Annotated in this window: 17 protein-coding genes and 2 pseudogenes; 11 read left to right on the plus strand and 8 right to left on the minus strand. The window is 73.0% G+C overall.

Annotated features, from left to right (window positions below; all coding sequences use genetic code 11):
* Positions 1–9: 9 nt before the first annotated feature.
* A complete protein-coding gene (locus HAV39_RS26090) occupies positions 10–225 on the minus strand; it encodes a biotin/lipoyl-binding carrier protein (RefSeq protein WP_120318199.1) in 216 nt (71 codons plus the stop codon).
* A 129-nt stretch (positions 226–354) separates the two neighbouring features.
* Between HAV39_RS26090 and HAV39_RS43650 the strand changes: the two genes are divergently transcribed.
* The 3 genes from HAV39_RS43650 to HAV39_RS26100 are packed head-to-tail and all read left to right on the plus strand — an operon-like array spanning position 355 to position 3,377.
* On the plus strand, positions 355–429 hold the full coding sequence (locus HAV39_RS43650) for a 50S ribosomal protein bL37 (protein ID WP_120321693.1): 75 nt from the start codon (positions 355–357) through the stop codon (positions 427–429).
* 42 nt (positions 430–471) lie between these two features.
* The gene (locus HAV39_RS26095) at positions 472–1,533 is read left to right on the plus strand and encodes an ATP-binding protein (RefSeq protein ID WP_120318198.1); all 1,062 of its coding nucleotides are present in this window, start codon (positions 472–474) and stop codon (positions 1,531–1,533) included.
* Positions 1,530–3,377 carry a vWA domain-containing protein gene (locus HAV39_RS26100; protein WP_425321550.1) on the plus strand — a complete coding sequence of 616 codons (1,848 nt, stop codon included), beginning with the start codon at positions 1,530–1,532 and terminating at the stop codon, positions 3,375–3,377. The genes HAV39_RS26095 and HAV39_RS26100 overlap by 4 nt, the downstream gene beginning before the upstream one ends.
* Positions 3,378–3,429: 52 nt before the next feature.
* Here the strand turns inward: HAV39_RS26100 and rsrA are convergent, their stop codons facing one another.
* The 5 genes and pseudogenes from rsrA to HAV39_RS26125 all read right to left on the minus strand — a co-directional run bounded on the left by rsrA (position 3,430) and on the right by HAV39_RS26125 (position 6,711).
* Positions 3,430–3,708, minus strand: a complete 279-nt coding sequence (gene rsrA, locus HAV39_RS26105; RefSeq protein ID WP_120318197.1) for a mycothiol system anti-sigma-R factor — start codon at positions 3,706–3,708, stop codon at positions 3,430–3,432.
* A complete protein-coding gene (locus HAV39_RS26110) occupies positions 3,705–4,541 on the minus strand; it encodes a sigma-70 family RNA polymerase sigma factor (RefSeq protein WP_120318196.1) in 837 nt (278 codons plus the stop codon). Before HAV39_RS26110 ends, rsrA begins: the two co-directional genes overlap by 4 nt.
* A gap of 104 nt (positions 4,542–4,645) precedes the next feature.
* Positions 4,646–5,299 carry an alpha/beta hydrolase family protein gene (locus HAV39_RS26115; RefSeq protein WP_191841790.1) on the minus strand — a complete coding sequence of 218 codons (654 nt, stop codon included), beginning with the start codon at positions 5,297–5,299 and terminating at the stop codon, positions 4,646–4,648.
* A 199-nt stretch (positions 5,300–5,498) separates the two neighbouring features.
* Positions 5,499–5,846, minus strand: a pseudogene (locus HAV39_RS26120) (WhiB family transcriptional regulator); the annotation flags it as partial.
* A 178-nt stretch (positions 5,847–6,024) separates the two neighbouring features.
* On the minus strand, positions 6,025–6,711 hold the full coding sequence (locus HAV39_RS26125) for an SOS response-associated peptidase (protein ID WP_191841791.1): 687 nt from the start codon (positions 6,709–6,711) through the stop codon (positions 6,025–6,027).
* A 175-nt stretch (positions 6,712–6,886) separates the two neighbouring features.
* Between HAV39_RS26125 and aroA the strand changes: the two genes are divergently transcribed.
* Together aroA and rsgA are read left to right on the plus strand one after the other, a co-directional pair.
* The gene (gene aroA / locus HAV39_RS26130) at positions 6,887–8,173 is read left to right on the plus strand and encodes a 3-phosphoshikimate 1-carboxyvinyltransferase (protein WP_191841792.1); all 1,287 of its coding nucleotides are present in this window, start codon (positions 6,887–6,889) and stop codon (positions 8,171–8,173) included.
* Between the two features lie 49 nt (positions 8,174–8,222).
* Positions 8,223–9,218, plus strand: coding sequence for a ribosome small subunit-dependent GTPase A (gene rsgA / locus HAV39_RS26135; protein WP_191841813.1), 996 nt, complete (start codon positions 8,223–8,225; stop codon positions 9,216–9,218).
* On the opposite strand, the gene HAV39_RS26140 is transcribed toward rsgA, so the two are convergent.
* Positions 9,203–9,481, minus strand: coding sequence for a DUF2087 domain-containing protein (locus HAV39_RS26140; protein WP_120318191.1), 279 nt, complete (start codon positions 9,479–9,481; stop codon positions 9,203–9,205). The genes rsgA and HAV39_RS26140 overlap by 16 nt on opposite strands.
* A gap of 160 nt (positions 9,482–9,641) precedes the next feature.
* Here HAV39_RS26140 and hisN point away from each other — a divergent pair, with 160 nt between their 5' ends.
* The 3 genes and pseudogenes from hisN to HAV39_RS26155 all read left to right on the plus strand — a co-directional run bounded on the left by hisN (position 9,642) and on the right by HAV39_RS26155 (position 13,232).
* Positions 9,642–10,445, plus strand: a complete 804-nt coding sequence (hisN, locus tag HAV39_RS26145) for a histidinol-phosphatase (protein WP_191841793.1) — start codon at positions 9,642–9,644, stop codon at positions 10,443–10,445.
* A gap of 105 nt (positions 10,446–10,550) precedes the next feature.
* Positions 10,551–11,381, plus strand: a pseudogene (locus tag HAV39_RS26150) (hypothetical protein); the annotation flags it as partial.
* Positions 11,382–11,822: 441 nt separating this feature from the next.
* Positions 11,823–13,232 carry a DUF1254 domain-containing protein gene (locus HAV39_RS26155; RefSeq protein WP_203736084.1) on the plus strand — a complete coding sequence of 470 codons (1,410 nt, stop codon included), beginning with the start codon at positions 11,823–11,825 and terminating at the stop codon, positions 13,230–13,232.
* A 138-nt stretch (positions 13,233–13,370) separates the two neighbouring features.
* Here the strand turns inward: HAV39_RS26155 and HAV39_RS26160 are convergent, their stop codons facing one another.
* A complete protein-coding gene (locus tag HAV39_RS26160) occupies positions 13,371–15,398 on the minus strand; it encodes a beta-galactosidase (RefSeq protein ID WP_191841794.1) in 2,028 nt (675 codons plus the stop codon).
* A 112-nt stretch (positions 15,399–15,510) separates the two neighbouring features.
* On the opposite strand from HAV39_RS26160, the gene HAV39_RS26165 reads away from it, so the two are divergent.
* The 3 genes from HAV39_RS26165 to HAV39_RS26175 all read left to right on the plus strand — a co-directional run bounded on the left by HAV39_RS26165 (position 15,511) and on the right by HAV39_RS26175 (position 20,352).
* A complete protein-coding gene (locus HAV39_RS26165; protein ID WP_191841795.1) occupies positions 15,511–17,868 on the plus strand; it encodes a TIM-barrel domain-containing protein in 2,358 nt (785 codons plus the stop codon).
* 5 nt (positions 17,869–17,873) lie between these two features.
* Positions 17,874–19,265, plus strand: coding sequence for a xylulokinase (gene xylB / locus HAV39_RS26170; protein WP_191841796.1), 1,392 nt, complete (start codon positions 17,874–17,876; stop codon positions 19,263–19,265).
* Positions 19,266–19,590: 325 nt separating this feature from the next.
* Positions 19,591–20,352 (plus strand): alpha/beta fold hydrolase, encoded by a 762-nt coding sequence (locus HAV39_RS26175; protein ID WP_191841797.1) that lies wholly within the window; start codon positions 19,591–19,593, stop codon positions 20,350–20,352.
* Positions 20,353–20,526 lie beyond the last annotated feature (174 nt).

Here is a 20,526-nt window from a genome sequence, read left to right on the forward strand (position 1 = left end):
GTGAGGCTACTACTCGATGACGGCGATGAGGTCGCCCTCCTGGACGACGTCACCCTCGTTCACGGCGATCTTGGAGACCACGCCGTCGGCTTCCGCGATGACCGGGATCTCCATCTTCATCGATTCGAGGATGACCAGGGTGTCGCCCTCGGACACCTCGTCTCCCGCCGCCGCCACGACCTTCCACACGTTGGCCACCATCTCGGCCTTGATCTCCTCGGCCATCGCCGGGCCCCTTTCTTGGATCGCAAGCAGGACGTTCCGTATCCAATCACGGAGCGCCTGGACAGCGCCGTTCAACCTGCGCATAGGATCTGAGGCTGCGAACCGCCGAAGACGGAAGGGGTGTTCACCATGGGTAAGAAGGCCCGTAAGAAGAAGGCTCGTAAGGGCTCGAAGGCCAACCACGGCAAGCGACCCAACGCCTAATCACGTTGCCGGAGTGCACGCCGGGGCGGATCATTTCCCGCCGTGCACTCCGCGCTCACGCTCACCCCGGCCCAGCTGCCCGACCTGCTCCTGCATGTCGCGGTGGTCCGGCCTGTCTTCGTCTGGGGCGCGCCGGGCATCGGCAAGAGCTCCCTGGTCCGCGCCTTCGCCGACTCGCTGGGCCTGCCCTGCGTCACCCTCGTCGGCACCCAGCTCGCCGCCGAGGACCTGATCGGCGTCCCCGAGCTGCGCGACGGCCGCAGCCGCTTCGCGCCGCCGGAGTCCATCGCCCGCGCCGAGCCGTACTGCCTCTTCCTCGACGAGCTCAACGCCTCCAGCCCCGACGTGCAGAAGGCGTTCTACTCGCTCATCCTCGACCGCCGCATCGGCGAGTACGAGCTGCCCGAGGGCTCCATCGTGATCGGCGCAGGCAACCGCGCCACCGACAACGCGCTCGCCCGCCCGATGGCGTCCGCCCTGGTCAACCGTCTGCTGCACCTGCACCTGCGGGCGTCGGCGGTGGACTGGCTGGACTGGGCGGCGGGCGCCGGCATCCACCCGTGGGTGCTCGACTACCTCACCCAGCGGCCCGACCAGCTGTGGGTGCAGCCGCCCAAGACCGAGGAGCCGTTCTCCACGCCGCGCGCCTGGCACATGCTGTCCGACGCGCTGCGCTCCTACGGCGACGACATCGTCGAGGACACGCTGCGCCTGCTCGCGGGCGGCACGCTGACCCCGGCGCACGCGTCGGGCTTCTGCGCGTACGTCAAGACGGTGCGCCACCGCTACGGGCTGGACGCGATCATTCGCGGCGACGCTTCCTGGCCGCGCGCCGTCACCGACCGCGACCTGCTGTTCTTCTTCGCCGAAGCGTTCCGGGCCCGGCTGGTCCACGACCTGCCGGACAGCCGCGAGCACGCGAGCCGGGCCGTGCGCGACTTCGCGATGCGGGCCAAGGGCCTGCTGGTCGAGCTGGCCGAGCTCTCGCTGGAGTGCGCGCAGCTCGTGGTCGCCGCCGACGCCGAGGGCCGCCCGGTGCTGCCCGCCTGGTTCCTGGTGGAGGTGACCCGCGACCTGCCGCGCCTGGTCGCGGCCCGCACGTGAGCCGCCGCCGGGGCGAGCCGCGCAAGGATCCGCGACTGGAGGCCTTCCACAGCGCCGCTCGCGCGGTCTTCGCGCAGCGCATGTTCCGCACCATGGACGACTCCTCGCACACCGGCCGGGTGCTGCGCTCCACCTGGGACGAGGACGCCGAGCTGGGCCGGGCCCGCGGCTGGGCGCGGGTGCGCCCGGACGGCCTGATCACCGTCAACCGCAATGCCCCCGCCGAACCGGCCGAGTGGATGTGGGTGCTCGCCCACTGCACGCTGCACCTCGGCTTCGGGCACCTGGAGCCGGGCCGGACCGCCGACCACGCCGCGCAGGCGGCGGCGTGCCTGGCGGTGACGCGGTTCCAGCAGCAGCTGCGGATCGGCACGCCGCCGTTCCCGGTCCCCGCCGACCTGCCCGGCGCCGACGAGGAGCGGCTGGCGGCCCTGTGGCGCGACACCGGCGTGCCCGCCGAGTACGCCGCGCTGGGCTGCGGCGGCACGTCCTCCGACCAGGACCTGGACTTCACGCCGGAGCCCGAGACCGGGCGCTGGGCGCGGCAGGCCGCCGCCGCGACGCCGCCGCCGACCTGGCCGGAGCTGTTCGCCGTCGGGCTGGCCGCCGCCGCCACCGAGGCGGTCGAGGAAGCCGGGCAGCACCGTCCGCGCACCGACGGCGAGCTCGGCCCCGACCACCCGTGGGAGCAGGCGCGGCGCTGGTTCGTCTCGTCGTACCCGCTGCTCGGCGCGCTGGCCGCGGGGTTCCGGATCGTCGCCGACGCCGAGCTCGCCCGCGCCTGGCAGATCTCCGTCGCCGCGGTCGACGCGGCGGCCGGCGAGATCTACGTGAACCCGCTGCGGCGGATGTCGGCGCTGGAGCGCCGCTTCGTGCTCGCGCACGAGATGCTGCACGCGGCGCTGCGCCACGGGCAGCGGGTCGGCCCGCGCGACCCGTACCTGTGGAACATCGCCACCGACTACGTGATCAACGGCTGGCTGGTGGAGCTGGGCGTCGGCGAGCTGCCCGAGGACGTGCTCCACGACCCGGCACTCAAGGGCCGCTCCAGCGAGGAGGTGTACGACCTCATCACCGGCAACCTGCGCCGTTACCGCAAGCTGGCCACGCTGCGCGGGCGCGGGCTCGGCGACATGCTCGACCGCCCGGCGCCCGGCTCAGGGGAGGCCCGGCGTGCGGGCGACGTCGACGACTTCTGCCGCCGCGCGCTGATCGGCGGGCTCGCCCACCACGAGCAGGCGGGTCGCGGTCTGCTGCCGGCCGGGCTGGTCGCCGAGATCCGGGTGCTGGACCACCCGCCGCCGCCCTGGGACGTGCAGCTGGCGCAGTGGTTCGACCGCTACTTCACACCGCTGGAGCCGACCCGCTCGTACGCCCGCGCCTCGCGCCGCCAGGCGGCCACGCCGGACATCCCGCGGCCCGGCCGGGCCCGGCCCGAGCTGGTCGAGCGGCAGCGCACCTTCGGCGTCGTGCTGGACACCTCGGGTTCGATGAGCGCCGAGCTGATGGGCCGGGCGCTGGGCGCGATCGCGGCGTACGCGCTGGCCCGCGACGTGCCCGCGGCCCGGGTGGTGTGCTGCGACGCGGCCGCCTACGACGCGGGCTACCTGGCGGTCGAGGACATCGCGGGCCGGGTGAAGGTGCGCGGTCGCGGCGGCACCGAGCTGCAGCCTGGCATCCGGCTGCTGGAACGGGCCGAGGACTTCCCCGCCGACGGACCGATCCTGATCATCACCGACGGCGACTGCGACGTGCTGCGGGTACGCCGCGAGCACGCGTACCTGATGCCCGAGCGGGGGCGGCTGCCGTTCACCCCGCGCGGTGAGGTCTTCCGCCTGCGCTGAAGACGCATCGAGGCTCCGCCGTCGGCGGAGCCTCGATCATGAGATTGTGCGGTCAGCCCATCTCGCGGGTGGCCTCGACCTCGACCACCAGCTCGGAGAGCTTGGCCCGGAGCCGGTCCTTCAGCTCCGCGGGCGCCTGCTCCTGCCCGCAGCACCGGTTCACCAGCGCCTTGACCTCCTGCTCGATGCCGAACTCGCGCAGGCACGGCGAGCACTCGTCGAGATGCTGCTTGATCAGCGAACGGCGGTCGTCGGAGCATTCGAGGTCGAGGTAGAGGTATACCTCGGTGAGCACCTCGCGGCAGTCGCCGTCCTCGTGTTCCGTCGTCATGACGCCTCCCGAGCGCTGGTCGTGCCCGAGAACCCGCGCTCCGCCGCATAGCCCTCCAGGAGCTTGCGCAGGTTGCGCCGGCCGCGGTGCAGCCTGGACATCACGGTGCCGATGGGCGTGTTCATGATGTCCGCGATCTCCTTGTAGGAGAAGCCTTCCACGTCGGCGAGGTAGACCGCCAACCGGAACTCCTCCGGCAACGTCTGCAGCGCGTCCTTGACGTCGCTGTCGGGCAGCCGGTCCAGCGCTTCGGTCTCGGCCGAGCGCAGCCCCGAGGAGGTGTGCGACTCCGCCTCGGCCAGCTGCCAGTCGGTGATCTCGTCCGTCGGCGCCTGGATGGGCTGACGTTGCCTCTTGCGGTACGAGTTGATGAAGGTGTTCGTGAGGATGCGGTAGAGCCAGGCCTTGAGGTTCGTGCCGTCCTCGAACTGGTGGAAGGCGGCATATGCCTTCAGGAAGGTCTCCTGCAGCAGGTCCTCGGCGTCAGCCGGGTTACGCGTCATCCGCAGGGCGGCCGCGTAGAGCTGGTCGAGGAAGGGCATCGCGTCCCGTTCGAACCGGGAACGACGCTCTTCGACGCTGTCGGTGCTGGTCAACCGCGAGACCACCCTCGGAGTACGCTCTTGCCGCGGCTCCTTGACAGCGGACCGCAGCGCTGAGGCTGACTCTACCGATGCCAGGTGCACCCGCGGGGCGGGCACCGCGGTAATCCCCGATGCCGCGTCGCCGTCCAGCGCCGCCGGCCACGCCGGAGCCGACAGCAGCCGCTCCACGGTCTTCAGCACCGGATCGTCGCCCGACCGCGTCAGGCAGCGCGTTCCCGTCCGCACCATGGACTCACCTCTCGCCGGGGCCGGACACTTCCGGCCTACCCGCGGTCTGTAACGCCGCGCGACGGCTGTCGCATTCCGCGGGACCTGCCGGGCAGTGGCGACCGTCACGCCCGGTCGCCGCCACCCGCCCAGCCGCGGGCGCGCAGCCACGTGACCACGGCCCGGCCGACGGTGTCCGGCGCTTTGCGCAGGTCGTGTCGCTCCCCCTGGAGGACAACGATCTCGACCCCCGGTGCGGCATCGGGCACCCCGAACGGATCACTGGAGCCGTTGACGACGAGCGTGGGCAGCCCGGTGATCAGCTCCTCGGCCCGGCTGCGCGCCGGCTTGCCCGGCGGGTGCAGCGGGAACGCCAGTGCCACGATGCCGGCCGCGCCGACCGCGACGGCGGTGCGGCAGGCGACCCGCGCCCCGCTGGACCTGCCGCCCACGATCAGCGGCAGCCCGGGCAGGCGTTCGACCAGCACGGCCACGACCGTCCGCCATGCCTCGTCGAGGTGCGCCGCGGGCGCGGGCGCGCGCCGGCCGGCGACTCGGTAGGGCTGGGTGACCAGGGCCACCGCCACTCCGGCGGCAACCGCGGCGTCGTGCACGGCGACCAGGTCGGGCGCGTCGACGCTGCCACCCGCCCCGTGACCGAGCACCAGCAGCGCGATCGGGGCGGCGACTTTGCCTGCCCCGGTCGCACCGCCGGGCATCGTGACGGTCACTCCTGCCGGGCCGCGCCCGGTGTCGACCGTTTCTTCCTGACCTTGCATACCGCGATCATGCGGCGTGCGCGTGCTCTCTGGTGAGCAGGGGCACGGTTTGCAGCGCGGTGTCGCGTTCCGCCTCGCCCAAGGTGCACAGGGCGAGCTCGGCCCGGGACTGCGTGGGGATCCGCGGCAGCTGCCGCGTCACCCCGGCCGCCCGCTGCGGCGGCGTGAGCTGCCCGGCCGAGACCACCAGGTCCGGCTGGGGCCCGTACGCCGTGTACGGCAGTTCCTCCTGCTGTTCCTCGGTACGCCAGGCGACGAGCATGGCCCGCCGCTCGCGGGCCGTCGTGCCACCCCAGACGCCGTGGCAGTCGCCGACACTGAGCGCCCAGGCCAGACAGGCCCCCGACACCGGGCATCTTCCGCACAGCTGGACGGCCGTGTCGGCCGGCTCCAGCGGCGCCGGAAAGAACGTCTCCGGGTCGACGGCCTGGCAGGCACCTCTGGTGCGCCAGGCGTTGTCATGCCGCTCCCGCACGGCCCGCACCAAACGCGGGTCCCTGCGAGCAGCGGCGACTTCGTGCGGGCGTGGAATACGCGCGCGGGTCATCCACCCACCTCCCCCGTGGGTCGGTCCCCCCGCCCCGGCGGGAGGATCCGGCTCAGACAGACGGTGACGCACGGCACTGCCGCTTACCACCGACGCTGTGTCTTACCGCACGGTAGAAGGAACGGGCAAGTGTTTACCCGCAAACTGGTGACGCAAACTGTCACGATCCAGCGCAAAATCAGAACAGACTGATCTGTGCGTCCGGCTCGGCGAGCCGCCTCGTCAATTCAGGACCATCATTGCGTACGTTGCCGACGGCCGCGCCCACCGGACGGATCTCCAGACCGGACAGGTACCCGGGGCCCGGTGGCGCGAGCAGCTCCGGATCGGCCGGAGCGGTCAGCCACGCCTCCCACAGCTCCGGCTCCAGCAGCAGCGGCATGCGGTCGTGCACCCGGGCCAGCTCGCCCTGCGCCGCCGTGGTGATGATGGTGCAGCTCAGGCCGAACTTCGAGGCCGTCCACAGGCCGGCGAAGGCGAGCCCGCGCCCGGCCACCGGGTCGGTCATGTAATAGGCCTGCTTGCCGTTCTCGGTGCGCACCCACTCGTACCAGCCGTCGGCCGGCACGATGCAGCGCCTGCCCGCGAACGACGGCGCGAACACCCGCGAGGTGGCCAGCGTCTCGGCCCGCGCGTTGATCAGCTTCAGCCCGGTGCGCGGATCGTCGGCCCACGGCGGCACCAGGCCCCACCGCGCCAGGCTCAGCACCCGGGCCTCCCGCGTCGCGCAGACGCGCACGATCGGGGCCGGGTCGGTGGGCGCGAGGTTGTAGTCGGGAGCCAGCGACTCGGCGGTCTCGTCCTCGGCCGCGAAGAGCTGAGTCAGATCCGCCGCCGTACGTGTCGTCGCGTACCGCCCACACATGGCGCCCACCCTACGCCAGCTCGCGCTGGTGGCTCGGCCCGGCGTTCCGCCTGGGACGGCGCACCACCGAGGATTGCTCACCGGCGGTCATCAGGCAGACTGTGAGGCGTAACCGAACGCATCGAGCAACCGGGTGCGGCCGACCCGCCGCCGACGAGCGCAGCGAGGAGCAGGTGTGAGCAGAGCACTCGTGCCGTGGACCGCACCGACCGCGGTCGATGCGACCGACGCTGTCGTGCGCCTGCCGGGTTCGAAGTCCATCACCGCCCGGGCCCTCGTGCTGTCCGCGCTCGGCATGGGGCCGTCGACGCTGCTGGCCCCGCTGCGCGCCCGCGACACCGAGCTGATGGCGGCCGGGCTGCGCGCGCTGGGCGCGCACGTGTCCACCTCCGACGACGAGCGCTGGGAGATCCGGCCCCGGCCGCTGGTCGGGCCCGCCCACGTCGCCGTCGGCCTGGCCGGCACGGTGATGCGCTTCCTGCCGCCGGTGGCCACGCTGGCCAACGGGTCGGTCACCTTCGACGGCGACCCCCGGGCCCGGCAGCGCCCGCTCGGGCCGCTGCTCAAGGCGTTGCGCGCGCTGGGCGCGACGATCGACGCGTCGAGCATCGACGGCCTGCCGCTGACCGTGCACGGCAAGGGCGGGCTGCGCGGCGGCGAGGTCGCCGTGGACGCCTCGCTGTCCAGCCAGCTGATCTCCGGCCTGCTGCTGGCGGCGGCCGACTTCGACGAGGGCATCACGGTCCGCCACGTCGGCGACAATCCGGTGCCGAGCGCGCCGCACCTGCGCATGACGGTGCAGATGCTGCGCGCCGCGGGCGCGGCGGTCGACGACTCGGTCCGCGACGTCTGGCACGTGGCGCCCGGCCGGCTGTCCGGGCGGGCCTGGCAGATCGAGCCGGACCTGTCCGGCGCGGCCCCGTTCTTCGGCGCGGCGCTGGTCACCGGCGGCAGCGTCACCCTGGCCGGCTGGCCGCGCAGCAGCGTGCAACCGGTGGACAAGGTCCGGCAGCTGCTCGGCGCGCTGGGCGGCACGGTCACCCTGTCCGAGCGCGGCCTCACCGTCACCGGCACGGGCGCCATCAGCGGCATCGACGCCGACCTGTCCGACGTGGGCGAGCTGACCCCGGTCGTCGCCGCGCTGGCCGCGCTCGCCGACGGCCCGTCGACGCTGCGCGGCGTCGGGCACATCCGCACCCACGAGACCGACCGGCTGGCCGCGCTGGCCCGCGAGCTGACCGCGCTCGGCGCCCGGGTCACCGAGACCTCGGACGGGCTGGCCATCACACCCGGCCCGCTGACCGGCACGGTCTTCGAGACCTACGACGACCACCGGATGGCGCACGCCGCCGCCGTCATCGGGCTGCGGGTGCCCGGGGTCGCGCTCACCGACGTGGCGTGTACCTCCAAGACCCTGCCCGAATTCCCGGCACTATGGAGCGCGGTGGTCGCCGGACGATGAGAGGCCAGCCGTGAAGAAGAAGCGGGAGTACGACGAGGACGACGTGAAGGTGCGGGCCACCAAGTCGTCGCGTTCGCGTCCCCGCACCCGCACCCGGCCCAAGCACGACGACGCGGTGACCGGGTTCGTGGTCGCCGTCGACCGGGGCCGCTACACCTGCGTGGTGCACGAGGGCAAGAAGGTCTTCGAGGTCACCTGCATGCGGGCGCGTGAGCTGGGCCGCAAGTCCGTCGTGGTGGGCGACGAGGTGGGCCTGGTCGGCGACGTGACCGGCGACGCGGGCAGCCTGGCCCGGATCGTGCGGATCGAGGAGCGGCGCTCGGTGCTGCGGCGCACGGCCGACGACGACGACACCACCGCCGAGGGCCGCATCGAGCGGGTGGTCGTCGCCAACGCCGACCAGCTCGTGATCGTGAGCGCGCTGGCCGACCCGCCGCCGCGCGAGGGCTTCATCGACCGGTGCCTGGTCGCCGCGTACGCCGCCGACATCGAGCCGCTGCTGTGCCTGACCAAGGCCGACCTGGCCGGGCCGGAGCAGGTGCTGAGCTACTACGCCGAGCTGGACCTCGACCACGTGCTGACCCGCCCCGACGGGGACCTCGACGAGTTGCGCGAGCGGCTGTCCGGCCGGCGCTCGGTGCTGGTCGGGCACTCCGGCGTGGGCAAGTCGACGCTGGTCAACCGGCTCATCCCGGACGCTCGCCGGGCGGTCGGCGTGGTCAGCGCCATCGGCAAGGGGCGGCACACCTCGACCAGCGCGGTCGCGCTGCGGCTGCCCGACAAGCGCGAGTCGTGGATCATCGACACCCCGGGCGTACGCAGCTTCGGCCTGGCCCTGGTCTCCTCCGACGACCTGCTGCACGGCTTCCCCGACCTGGTCGAGGGCACCGTCGACTGCCCGCCGAACTGCGAGCACACCGGCGGCGAGTGCGCCCTGGACGCCTGGGTGGCGCAGGGCAAGGCCGACGCGCGCCGGCTGGCGTCGTACCGCCGCCTGCTGTCCTCGCGGGCGGGCGACACCGAGACCGGTCAGACCTCGACGTAGCCGCCGGTGCGCCAGTAGAGGCCGTCGGCGCGCGCCATCAGGCCGGTGTCGATGAGGTAGCGGCGCAGCGACACCCAGTCGGTCTCGTAGAAGGCCCGCAGCACCGCGTCGACCTCGCGCTCGGTCATCTTCACGCCCGGCTCGAAGGCCGCGACGATGTGCTCCAGCAGCACCCGCCGCTTGCCCGCCTTCGCCGGCATCGAGGTCAGCCGCCCGTGCTCGTCGAGGAACGTCCGGAGCACCTTTTCCGGATCCGCGCCCATGACTCCTCCTTGCCGTGCCCCACCGCACCACGAGCCGCGTCCGCGGCCGCGGGCCCATGACCGTGAAAGTACCCGGCCCGCCGCGGTCGACGCGTTCTCATTTACGGCGGGTCCGCCAACCCGATACCTCGATGGTGCGGAGATCCGATAAGTTCTCGCCATGGCCCGCTACTCGGACGACCTTGGGCTTGCCCACGTGCTGGCGGACACCGCCGACTCCATCTCCATGTCCCGGTTCAAGGCGCTCGACCTCTACGTCGAGAGCAAGCCCGACCTGACGCCGGTCTCGGACGCGGACACGGCGGTGGAGAAGGCACTGCGCTCGACGCTGGCGCGGACCCGGTCGCGGGACGGGGTGCTGGGCGAGGAGTTCGGGGTCACCGGCAACAGCGGCAACCGGCAGTGGGTCATCGACCCGATCGACGGCACCAAGAACTTCATCCGCGGCGTGCCGATCTGGGGCACGCTGATCGCGCTGATGGAGGGCGACGAGCCCGTCGTCGGCATGGTCTCCGCGCCCGCGCTGGGCCGCCGCTGGTGGGCCGCGCGCGGGCTGGGCGCGTTCGCGGGCCGCCACCAGGCCGCCGCGCAGCCGATCCGGGTCTCCGGCGTGCGCCGGCTGGCCGACGCGAGCTTCTGCTACTCGTCCCTGGACGGCTGGGAGCAGACCGGCCGGCTGGCCTCGGTGCTCGACCTGATGCGCAAGACCTGGCGCAGCCGGGCGTACGGCGACTTCTACGGCTACATGCTGCTGGCCGAGGGCGCGCTCGACATCATGATCGAGCCGGAGCTGATGCTCTGGGACATGGCCGCGCTGGTGCCGATCGTCACCGAGGCGGGCGGCACCTTCACCGACCTGTCCGGCCGGACCGGCGCCGGTGGCGGGTCCGCGGTGGCCACCAACGGGCAACTGCACGACGACGTGCTGGAGCGACTCAGTCCCGCCGGACTTCGCGCGCTGTAGTCACTCTCATTCACTCGGTGAAGTCGCGGCCGGGTAGGGCGCAGCCGACCCCTAAGGGTCTAAGCTGCCAGGGTGGTGTCCTCTGGCTGGTGGTTCCTGGTGGCGATGATCGCCGCATACGGCATCGCCAACCTGCTGCAGTCCATCGCGGCGACACGCACAGCGACGACGGACACCCTTGATCCAGGCCTGCTGCTGCGCCTGTTCGGCAACTCGACCTACCTGCTCGGGCTCGGCTGCCAGATCCTCGGCTTCTTCCTCGCCCTCGGCGCGCGGCGTGACCTTCCGCTGTTCCTCGTCCAGTCCGCGGTGACCGCCGGCCTGTGCGTCACCGCGTTCGCCGGGGTCGTGCTGCTCAAGTGGAAACTGCCGCTGGCCGAGATCCTGCTGCTGCTCGGGGTCATGACGGGCATCGGCATGCTGGCCGTGTCGGCCGAGCCCGGCCATGCCGAGCCGCTGGACACCAAGGGCGTGATCTCGCTGGTCGTCGCGCTGGTCGCGATAGCCGGGGTGAGCGCGTTCGCCGGCAAGGTCAAGGGCGTGCTCGGCTCGGTGGTGCTCGGCTCGCTGGCCGGGCTCTGCTTCGCCTCCGCCGCGATCGCGGCCCGTCCGCTCGCCTCGGCGCAGACCATCGTCGAGTTCGGCCTGAACCCGCTGCTCTACCTGGTCATCGCGCACTCGCTCACCGGGCAGCTGCTGCTCGGCCTGGCCATGCAGCGCGGCTCCACCAACGCCGCGGTCGCCGCCATGGACGCCGCGGGCGCGGTGCCCGCCGCCGTGATCGGCATGCTGCTGCTGGGCGACAAGATCCGACCCGGCATGTCGTGGGTCGCCGCGCTCGGCTTCGTGATCACGCTGGGCGCGGTCATCGCGCTCACCCGATACGCCGAGCCACAACACGACCTGGTCGCCGAGCCCGTGCCACTGCCGGTGCGGTTCAGCTCCGCCTCCGTGCCGGGCCTGCCACCACATCCCGCGCGCGGCGTGTTCCAGGTGCCCGGCGTCGGCGCGGCGCGCACCAGTGCGATTCCGGTGCCCGCCCGGACCCCCGACCCGGAGCCCGCGGCCGGCGGATACGTGCCGGTCATGGTGCCCCTCTCGACGACCACCACCCCGGGCAACGGCCACGCGCCCGCGAACGGCCACGCCTCAGCCAACGGCCACCCGAACGGCCACGCCACGGGCAACGGCCACGGCCAGGTCGAGCCGGGCCACTCCCACCACCCGGGCGGACACCCGCCGATGACGCTGCCCGGCCCGACGCGCCGCCCGCTGCCCGTCAACGCCGACTGACCTCGGGATAACCGGGACATATCGCATCATCTCTGCGTACGGTGCGGTAAGGCGCGGCACGCGGCCGCGCGAGAGGTGCGCGCCATGTCCATTCCGAAGGAGATCCTGGCCGCCATCGGCATGCCGGAGACGCTGGACACCCCGCTCGGCCGGTTCGCCTTCCACGACGGCCTGCCCGCGCAGGACGGTGTCGACGGGCTCTTCGACGCGCTCGACCTGGTCCGCGCGGTTGAGGCGTTCCTCGTGGCCATGCCGGGCGCGTCGCTCGCGGCGATGCGGACCGGCCTGCGCGGCGTGGGCGTCACCTCGGCCCGCCAGATCGGCGTCACGCAGCCGCGATCGAACTCCAGCAGCCTCTACCTGACCGCCGACACCGACACCGCGTACGGCCACACCTTCCTGGATCTGGACACCGACGGGCCGACGGTGGTCGAGGTGCCGCCGAACTCGCTGTGCGTCGTCGACGACTTCTGGTTCCGCCACGTCACCGACCTGGGCCTGGCCGGACCCGATCAGGGCAGGGGCGGCAAGTACCTGTTCCTGCCCCCGGACCACGAGGACGAGGTGCCCGACGGCTACTTCACCTTCCGCAGCCCGACCTTCACCAACTGGGCGGTGTTCCGGGCGCTCGACGGCGTCGACGCCGTCCAGAGCGTCCGGGTGTACCCGCTGGCCCACGCCGCCTACCCGCCACCGAACGAGTTCGTCGACCTCGCCGACCGGCCGCACAACACCGTGCACGCCAACGACGCCGCCTTCTATGACGAGGTCGACGTCGTGGTCCAGGAGGAGCCGCTGGACTCGCTCGACCCCGAACGGCGCGGCATCCTGGCGAGCATCGGCCTCGTCAAGGGCGACGTGTTCGCCCCCGACCAGCGCCTGCGCGCCATCCTCGGCAAGGCCGCCCCGCTCGGCGCGGGCATCGCGCGGGCACTGGCGTTCCGCCCACGTGACCCCGAGGCCTACTACTACCCCGACTCCTCGTGGAAGCGCGTCTTCGTCGGCGGCAGCCACGAGTTCCTGCGCGAGGGCGCCCGGCTGCTCGACGCCCGCGCGATGTTCCACTACCTCGCCACCGTGGTCACGCCCGCGATGGCGGCGTCACCCGTGGGCACCGGCTCCGCGTACGCCTACACCGCCGAGGACGCCGACGGACGGTGGCTCGACGGCGGGCGCTCGTACCGGCTGCACCTGCCGCGGCACATCCCGGCGAAGACGTCCTGGTCGGTGTGCGGGTACGACTGCCAGACCCGCTCGCTGCTGGTCACCGACACCCCGTACCCGAGCGTGACCAGCCTCTCCGGCACGGTCGAGGCCAACGCCGACGGCACGACGGACGTGCACTTCGGCCCCACGCCGCCGCCCGGCCGGGAGCCGAACTGGATCCAGACCGTGCCCGGCAAGCACTGGTTCACCATGCTGCGCCTGCACGGCCCACTCCAGCCCTGGTACGACCAAATCTGGCGGCCCAGCGAGATCGAGCGCACCGGCTGACGTCCGCCGAACCCCAAGGTCATCCGATTTGCCTGGCAGATGTGCGTATCTTGGGCCCGCATCCCCACGTGTGCCAGGCAAGTCGAGCGATCATGGCGGGCACGCCGGGCACGGCTGCGTCAGGTGTCGGGATGGTCGCTAGGCAGGTGGCAGGCCCGTGACGTCACCCGGGCCGAGGACCAGGCCCGCCACCTCGTGCGGCTCGTCGGTGTGGTTGAAGAGCCAGACGCCGTCCGGCGTGTGCACCGCTTCCACGCCCTCGGGCAGGCCGGGCACGATCGGCGAGGCCCCGGCGGCGGCACAGATCTCGTCGAGCAGGCGGACCGTCGCCGCTTCGTCCAGGGCGCATGACACGTAGAACGCGACGCCCGCACCGTACTCGCGCCGGGTCACGGCCGCGCGGCCGTCCGGGTAGTGGGCGAGCACCGCCGCGCTCGGCGCGGTCAGGTGCTCCGTCCAGCCCGTGGCCACGTCGCCGGTGTCGAGGGTGACCGCCGCGCCGGGCGGCAGCGGATCGAACTCCTCGACCCGAATTCCGAGCAGGTCGCGCAGCGCGCCCGGATAGCCGCCGACGCGCACCCGCAGGTGCTCGTCCACGATCCCGGACAGGTAGGTCACCACCAGGTGCCCGCCCTCGTGCACGTACTCGTCCAGCCTGCGCGCCGACGCGTCCGAGAGCAGATACGCCGCGGGCACGACCAGGACGCGGTATCCGGCGAGCGCCGCCGCGGGCGGCACCACGTCCACGTGGTGACCACGCCGCCACAGCGCCCGGTGCCAGCCTTCGACGATGACCTGGTAGTCCACGGGTATGGGCAGGTGTGATGCCCCGACCGCCCACCCGCACAACTCGTCGAACCACACCGCCACCTCGCCACGGCCGGCCGCGTCCGCCCGCGCCGCCGTCCCCGCCCCACCGTCATCCACCCCCGATCCACCGCCCTCAGGTGCAGGTCCAGCGGGTTGATCGGTGAAGAAGGGCACCTTCTTATACGCGGAGCGATAAGAAGGTGCCCTTCCTTCTGCCGCTAGGCGGTTGCCGAGGGCGCGGGCTTCGGCGAAGACGCGGGTGGTGGGGCCGGGGTGGGCGATGAGGGCGGTGTGCCATTGTTCGGCGCCGCCTGCGCTGGCGCGCCACTGGAAGTACATGGCGCCGTACGAGCCGCGGGCGATGTGGGCGAGGGCGATGCGGGCGAGCATGCCGGGCGGTTTACGGCGCTGGACGCCGTCTTCGGTGACGTGGGCGGGTGCGTGCTCCATCAGTAGCCACCGGCCGCCGTGGCCGGCCGCGGCCGACCAGCCCCGCGCGGCGTCGGCCGCGAACGCGCTCTGCGCGGGCGCGCCGTCCAGCGAGGACGGGTAGTGGTCGATGGCGACCAGGTCGACCTCGTGCGACCAGCGAGCGTGGTCGACCGGCACCCAGCCGCCGAGCACGAAGTTCGTGGTGACCTGTGCCTGCGGCGCGACCTGCTTGATCGCGTCGCGCTGCTCGGTGTACGCGGCGAGCATGCGGTCGGACAGGAAGCGCCGGTAGTCCAGCTCCTGTGCGGGGTTGCCGAGATACTGCGTGGCGCGCGGCGGGAGCACCTGCGCCCAGTCGGTGTACCGCTGGCTCCAGAAGTCCGTGGTCCAGGCGTCGTTGAGCGCGTCGAGGGTGCCGTGGCGCTCGCGCAGCCAGCCTCGGAAGGCGCGGGCGCAGTGGTCGCAGAAGCACCAGGTGCCGTACTCGTTGTGTACGTGCCACAGCCGCACGGCCGGGTGCCGGGCGTAGCGCTCGGCCAGCGCGGACGCGATGCGCAGGCTCGCGGCGCGGTAGGCGGGGGCGTTGACGCAGTAGGTGTCGCGGGAGCCGTGGACCAGGCGCACGCCGTCGCGGCGCATGGCGAGCGCGTTCGGGTGGGCCTGGGTGAACCAGGGCGGCGGGGACGCGGTCGGGGTGGCCAGCACCGCATCGATCCCGTGCTGGTGCAGGCCGTCGAGGACGCGGTCGAGCCAGTCGAAGTCGTACGCCCCAGGGGTCGGCTCCAGGCGTGACCAGCTGAACACGCCGACGGTGGCCGCGGTGACCCGGGCCTCGCGCATGAGGGCGAGGTCTTCGGCCCAGACCTGCTCGGGCCACTGCTCCGGGTTCCAGTCCGCACCGTGGAAGAACGACTTTGTTGGCACCTCGGCCAAATTAGAGGGAGGTGGACGGAGCGTCAACCGTTGACGTTTGTTTGGCTACACGGAAAACTAAAAGAGGTTGTACCTGCAGTAGACGCCGCACTGGGAGCCGATCATGCCGTTCCGCCCACCGCTGGTGGCCCACGAGTACTTCTCCGCCGACCCGCCGGAACTGCCCCGGCGCGCGCACGGCGAGCACGGCCCCGAGACCGTCGTGTGGGCCGAGCTGACCGGCAAGGACTCCGCCGGCGCGACGCTGCACGCGCACACCGACGCCGGCACCACGCTGCAGCTGCACATCGGCGCGGCCGGCGACGGCATGCTGCGGGTGCGCCTGTCCGAGGAGGCCGGCGCCCGCAGCCGCAGCGCCCGGCTGCTCCCGCTCGCCCAGCCCGACCCGGGCGCGGTGGCCACGGTGGTGACCGGCGAGAACACCGTCTCCGTCACGGCCGGCCCGCTGACCGCCGAGGTGACGCTGAGCCCGTGGCGGCTGTCCTTCCACGATGCCGACGGCCGCCGCCTGCTGGGCGCCGACCCCGGGCTCACCGACATCTCCGGCCGCATGCGCACCCTGCCGCTGGGCTGCTCCCGGGTGGACGGGCAGATCGTGGCGTATCACGAGAGCTTCGCGATGCCCGCCGACGAGGTGCTGTCCGGCACCGGCGAGCGCTTCACCGCGCTGAACCTGCGCGGCCAGCGGCCGGTGATGTGGAACTTCGACGCCTTCGGCAGCGAGTCCGACCGGGCGTACAAGAACGTGCCGTTCTACCAGTCCAGCATGGGCTACGGCATCGTGGTCGACTCCGGCCTGCCGGTCGAGTTCGACTTCGGCGCGTCCACCGGCAGCGTCACCCAGGTGATCGTGCCCGACGACCTGATCGACTACTACGTGCTCGCCGGGCCCACCCCGGCCGACGTGCTGGCCCGCTACAACGCGCTCACCGGCCGCCCCGCCTGCCCGCCGAAGTGGGCGTTCGGCTCCTGGATCTCGTCGGGCTTCTGCCGCGACACGCAGGAGCAGGTGCTGGCCCGCGCGGCGACCATCCGCGCGCACGGCATCCCCTGCGACGTGCTGCACCTGGACACCTACTGGCAGGCCGAGGGCACCTGGTCGCACCTGCGGTGGGACCCGGTGGCCTTCCCCGACCCGGACGCGATGCTGGCCACCCTGCACGAGCAGGGCTTCCGGGTGTGCGTGTGGATGAACTCGTACCTGTCGCACCACACCGACCGCTTCGCCGAGGCCGCCGAGCGGGGCTTCCTGCTGCGCCGAGCCGACGGCGCGGTGTACGTCGCCGACTCCTGGCACGGCTCGTTCCCCGCGGGCGGCATCGTCGACTTCACCAACCCGGAGGCGACGGCCTGGTTCCAGGACCTGCTCCGGCCGCTGGCCCGGCAGGGCGTGGACGTGTTCAAGACCGACTTCGCCGAGGGCGTGCCCGCCGACGCGGTCGCCTTCAACGGCATGACCGGCACCGAGCTGCACAACGTGTACGCGCTGCTGTTCAACGACGCGGTCGCCGAGGTCACCCGCGAGGTGCACGGGCACTCCATGGTGTGGGCGCGCTCGTCGTACCTGGGCGGCCAGCGCCATGCCGCGCAGTGGGGCGGCGACACGATGTGCTCGTACGAGGCCCTGGCCTCCTCGATGAACGGCGGGCTCGCGCACGGGCTGTCCGGGGTGCCGTACTGGTCGCACGACAGCGGCGGTTTCTGCGGCACCCCGAGCGACGACCTCTTCCTGCGCTGGGCGCAGTTCGGGGCGCTGTCGCCGCTGGTGCGCTTCCACGGCACGACCAGCCGCGAGCCGTGGCGCTTCCCGTCCGTCGAAGCGGACGTGGTCGAGGCGCTGCGGCTGCGCTACCGGCTGCTGCCGTACCTCTACTCGGCCGCGCTGCGCTCCGCGGAGACCGGCGAGCCGATGATGCGCGCCCTGGCCGTGGACTCCCCCGCCGACGCGGCCTCGTGGCGGGCCGAGCACGTGTACCGGCTCGGCACGGATCTGCTGGTCGCACCCATGATCAGCGGGAGCGGGCAGCGGGACGTCTACCTGCCGCCGGGCGAGTGGGTCGACTGGTGGAGCGGTGACGTGGTCGGCGGCGGCGTCACGCTGCGGGTCGCGCCCCCGCTGACCCAGCTGCCGCTGTGGGTGCGCCGCGACGCCCTGCTGCCGGTCGCCGAGCCCGCCGCGCACCTGACCGACGGGCCGTGGGCGCAGCTCACCCTGCTCAGCTTCGGCGGCGACGGCTCGTGTGTGATCCGTGACGACGGTCACGCAAGCACTGTCGCAGCGCAGCGGGACGGGGATACGCTCTCGGTGACCATCGCCGGGCCGGCCCGGGTCACGGCGATCGCGTTCCCCACCGTCGCCGGTGGCACCCCTCCGGCCACCGTGCTGGTCAACGGCGTGCGGGCCACGCTGGGCCCGGTGGACGGCCTGCTCACGGCGGCCTGGCAGGCACCAGGAGACTGAACCCCATGACACTTGTCGCCGGCATCGACTCCTCCACCCAGTCGTGCAAGGTGGTGGTCCGCGACGCCGACACCGGTGCGCTGGTCCGCCAGGGTCGGGCGAGCCACCCCGACGGCACGTCCTGCCCGCCTGACGCCTGGTGGCAGGCCCTCCAGACGGCGACCGCCGCGGCCGGCGGGCTGGCCGACGTCGCCGCGATCTCGGTCGGCGGCCAGCAGCACGGCATGGTCTGCCTCGACGCCGACGGCCAGGTCGTCCGCGACGCCCTGCTCTGGAACGACACCCGCTCCGCGCAGGCAGCCACCGACCTGGTCGCCGAGCTCGGCGGCGGGCAGGCCTGGGCGGACGCGGTCGGCAGCGTGCCGGTCGCCTCGTTCACCGTGACGAAGCTGCGCTGGCTGGCCCAGCATGAGCCGGACAACGCCGCTCGCACGGCCGCCGTCTGCCTGCCGCACGACTGGCTCACCTGGCGGCTCGGCGGCACCGGCGACCTGTCCGCGCTGGCCACCGACCGCAGCGACGCCTCCGGCACCGGCTACTGGTCGCCCAGCACCGGCGAATACCGTCGCGACCTGCTCAAACTCGCCTTCGGCCGGGACGTGGCGCTGCCCGCCGTGCTCGGCCCCGACGGCTCGCCCGGCCGGACCGCGGCGGGCGCGCTGCTCGGCGCCGGGGCCGGGGACAACGCCGCGGCCGCGCTGGGCGTGGGCGCGCAGCCGGGCGACGTGATCGTCTCCATCGGCACCTCCGGCACGGTCTTCAGCGTCGCCACGGTCCCCGCCGCCGACGCCACCGGCACCGTCGCCGGGTTCGCCGACGCCACCGGCCACTACCTGCCCCTGGTCTGCACCCTCAACGCCGCCCGGGTCCTCGACGCGGCCGCGACCATGCTGGGCGTCGACCACGCCGAGCTGTCCCGGCTGGCCCTGTCCGCGCCCGCCGGCAGCGACGGTCTGGTGCTCATCCCGTACCTGGAGGGCGAGCGCACCCCGAACAAGCCCGACGCGACCGGCTCCCTGCACGGCCTCACCCTGGGCAGCTCCACTCCGGCCCACCTCGCCCGCGCGGCCGTCGAGGGCATGCTCTGCGCGCTGGCCGACGGCCTCGACGCGCTGCGCGGCCAGGGCGCGACCGTGAACCGGGTGCTGCTGGTCGGCGGCGGCGCGAAATCGGAGGCGGTGCGCCGCATCGCCCCGTCGGTCTTCGGCTGCCCCGTGGCCGTCCCCCCGCCCGGTGAGTACGTCGCCGACGGGGCCGCCCGCCAGGCCGCCTGGCTCGCCACCGGCGCCGCCCCCGCATGGACCCTCGACGGCCTCGAATCCTTCGAAGCTGACCCCGTCCCCGCCGTCCGCGCCCGCTACGCCGAAGCCCGCGACCTCACCCTCCCCCGCCGGTAACCCAAGGAAGGGCACCTTCTTATCGCTATGCGTTGTGGAAGGTGCCCTTCTTCACGCGTCAGGTGCCTGTGCCCAGGTCAGGGGAGGGTCGAACGCTGCCGGGCAGCGGGTGGGCGCCGCCGGGCAGGGGGTGGGCGTGGCCGGGGCCGGGCGGCTCCGCCGCGGACCGGTGAAATCGCCGATGCCGGTGCGGCGGGCCGGTGCGCAGACTGATCAAGGAGCGCCGCCGGCACGTGCGCCCTGGCCCCGCGTGCCCAGCGGCACAACGGCCGGGTGCAGCGGCCGGGTGCAGCGGCTCACTGCCCTGACCTGATCGGAGAGCCGCATGCAGACCTTCACGTCGTTCGACGGCACCACCCTCGCGTACTACACCTGGGGCGAGGCCGGCGAGCTGCCGCCCGTGGCGCTGCACCACGGGTTCAGCACCTACGCGGCGGCCAACTGGCAGGCTCCCGGCATCGTCGCCGCGCTGGTCGCCGCGGGCCGCCGGGTGGTCGCGATCGACGCCCGCGGCCACGGCGCGTCCGAGAAACCCCACGATCCCGCGCGGTACGGCGAGGACAAGATGGCCCGCGACCTCGCCGCCCTCTTCGACGAGCTGGAACTGGACCGGGTGGACCTGGTCGGCTACTCGATGGGCGGCGTCGTCGCCCTGCTCACCGCCGCCGCCGACCCGCGCGTCCGGCGGCTCGTCACCGGCGGCATCGGCGCGGGCGCGGTCGAGCAGGGGGGCGTGGACCGTGCCGCGCTGCCCGGCCGGGCGCTGATCGACGGCCTGCTCACCGATGACCCGAGCACCATCACCGACGACCGGGTGATGGGCTTCCGGCTGTTCGCCGACGCCTCCGGGGCGGACCGCCGAGCTCTCGCGGCCCAGGCCCAGGCAGGCCACCGCACCCCGATCGCCCTGGACCGGATCACCATCCCGGCCCTGGTCCTGGCCGGCACCGACGACTGGCTGGCCACCCGCCCTGAGGTGCTGGCCGCCGCCCTGCCCGACGCCCGCTGGAAAGTCCTCTCCGGCGACCACCTCACCGTGGTCCGCAACCCCGAGTTCGCCACCGCCATCACCACATTCCTCACCTAACCCCCCGCCCCCTACCCGCCTACCCGCCAAGATCGCGACGATCTTGCGCGAACTGTTGAGGGTTTGCCCTTTTTGGGCGTGTCGTACCCACAGTTCGCGCAAGATCGTCGCGTTGGGGTGGGGTGGAGATCGCCGCGGCGAAGGGAGGGCCGCGGCGATCGGCTTGGGGGGAGG

The organism is Catellatospora chokoriensis (assembly GCF_011297315.1).
Classification (GTDB): Bacteria; Actinomycetota; Actinomycetes; order Mycobacteriales; family Micromonosporaceae; genus Catellatospora; species Catellatospora citrea.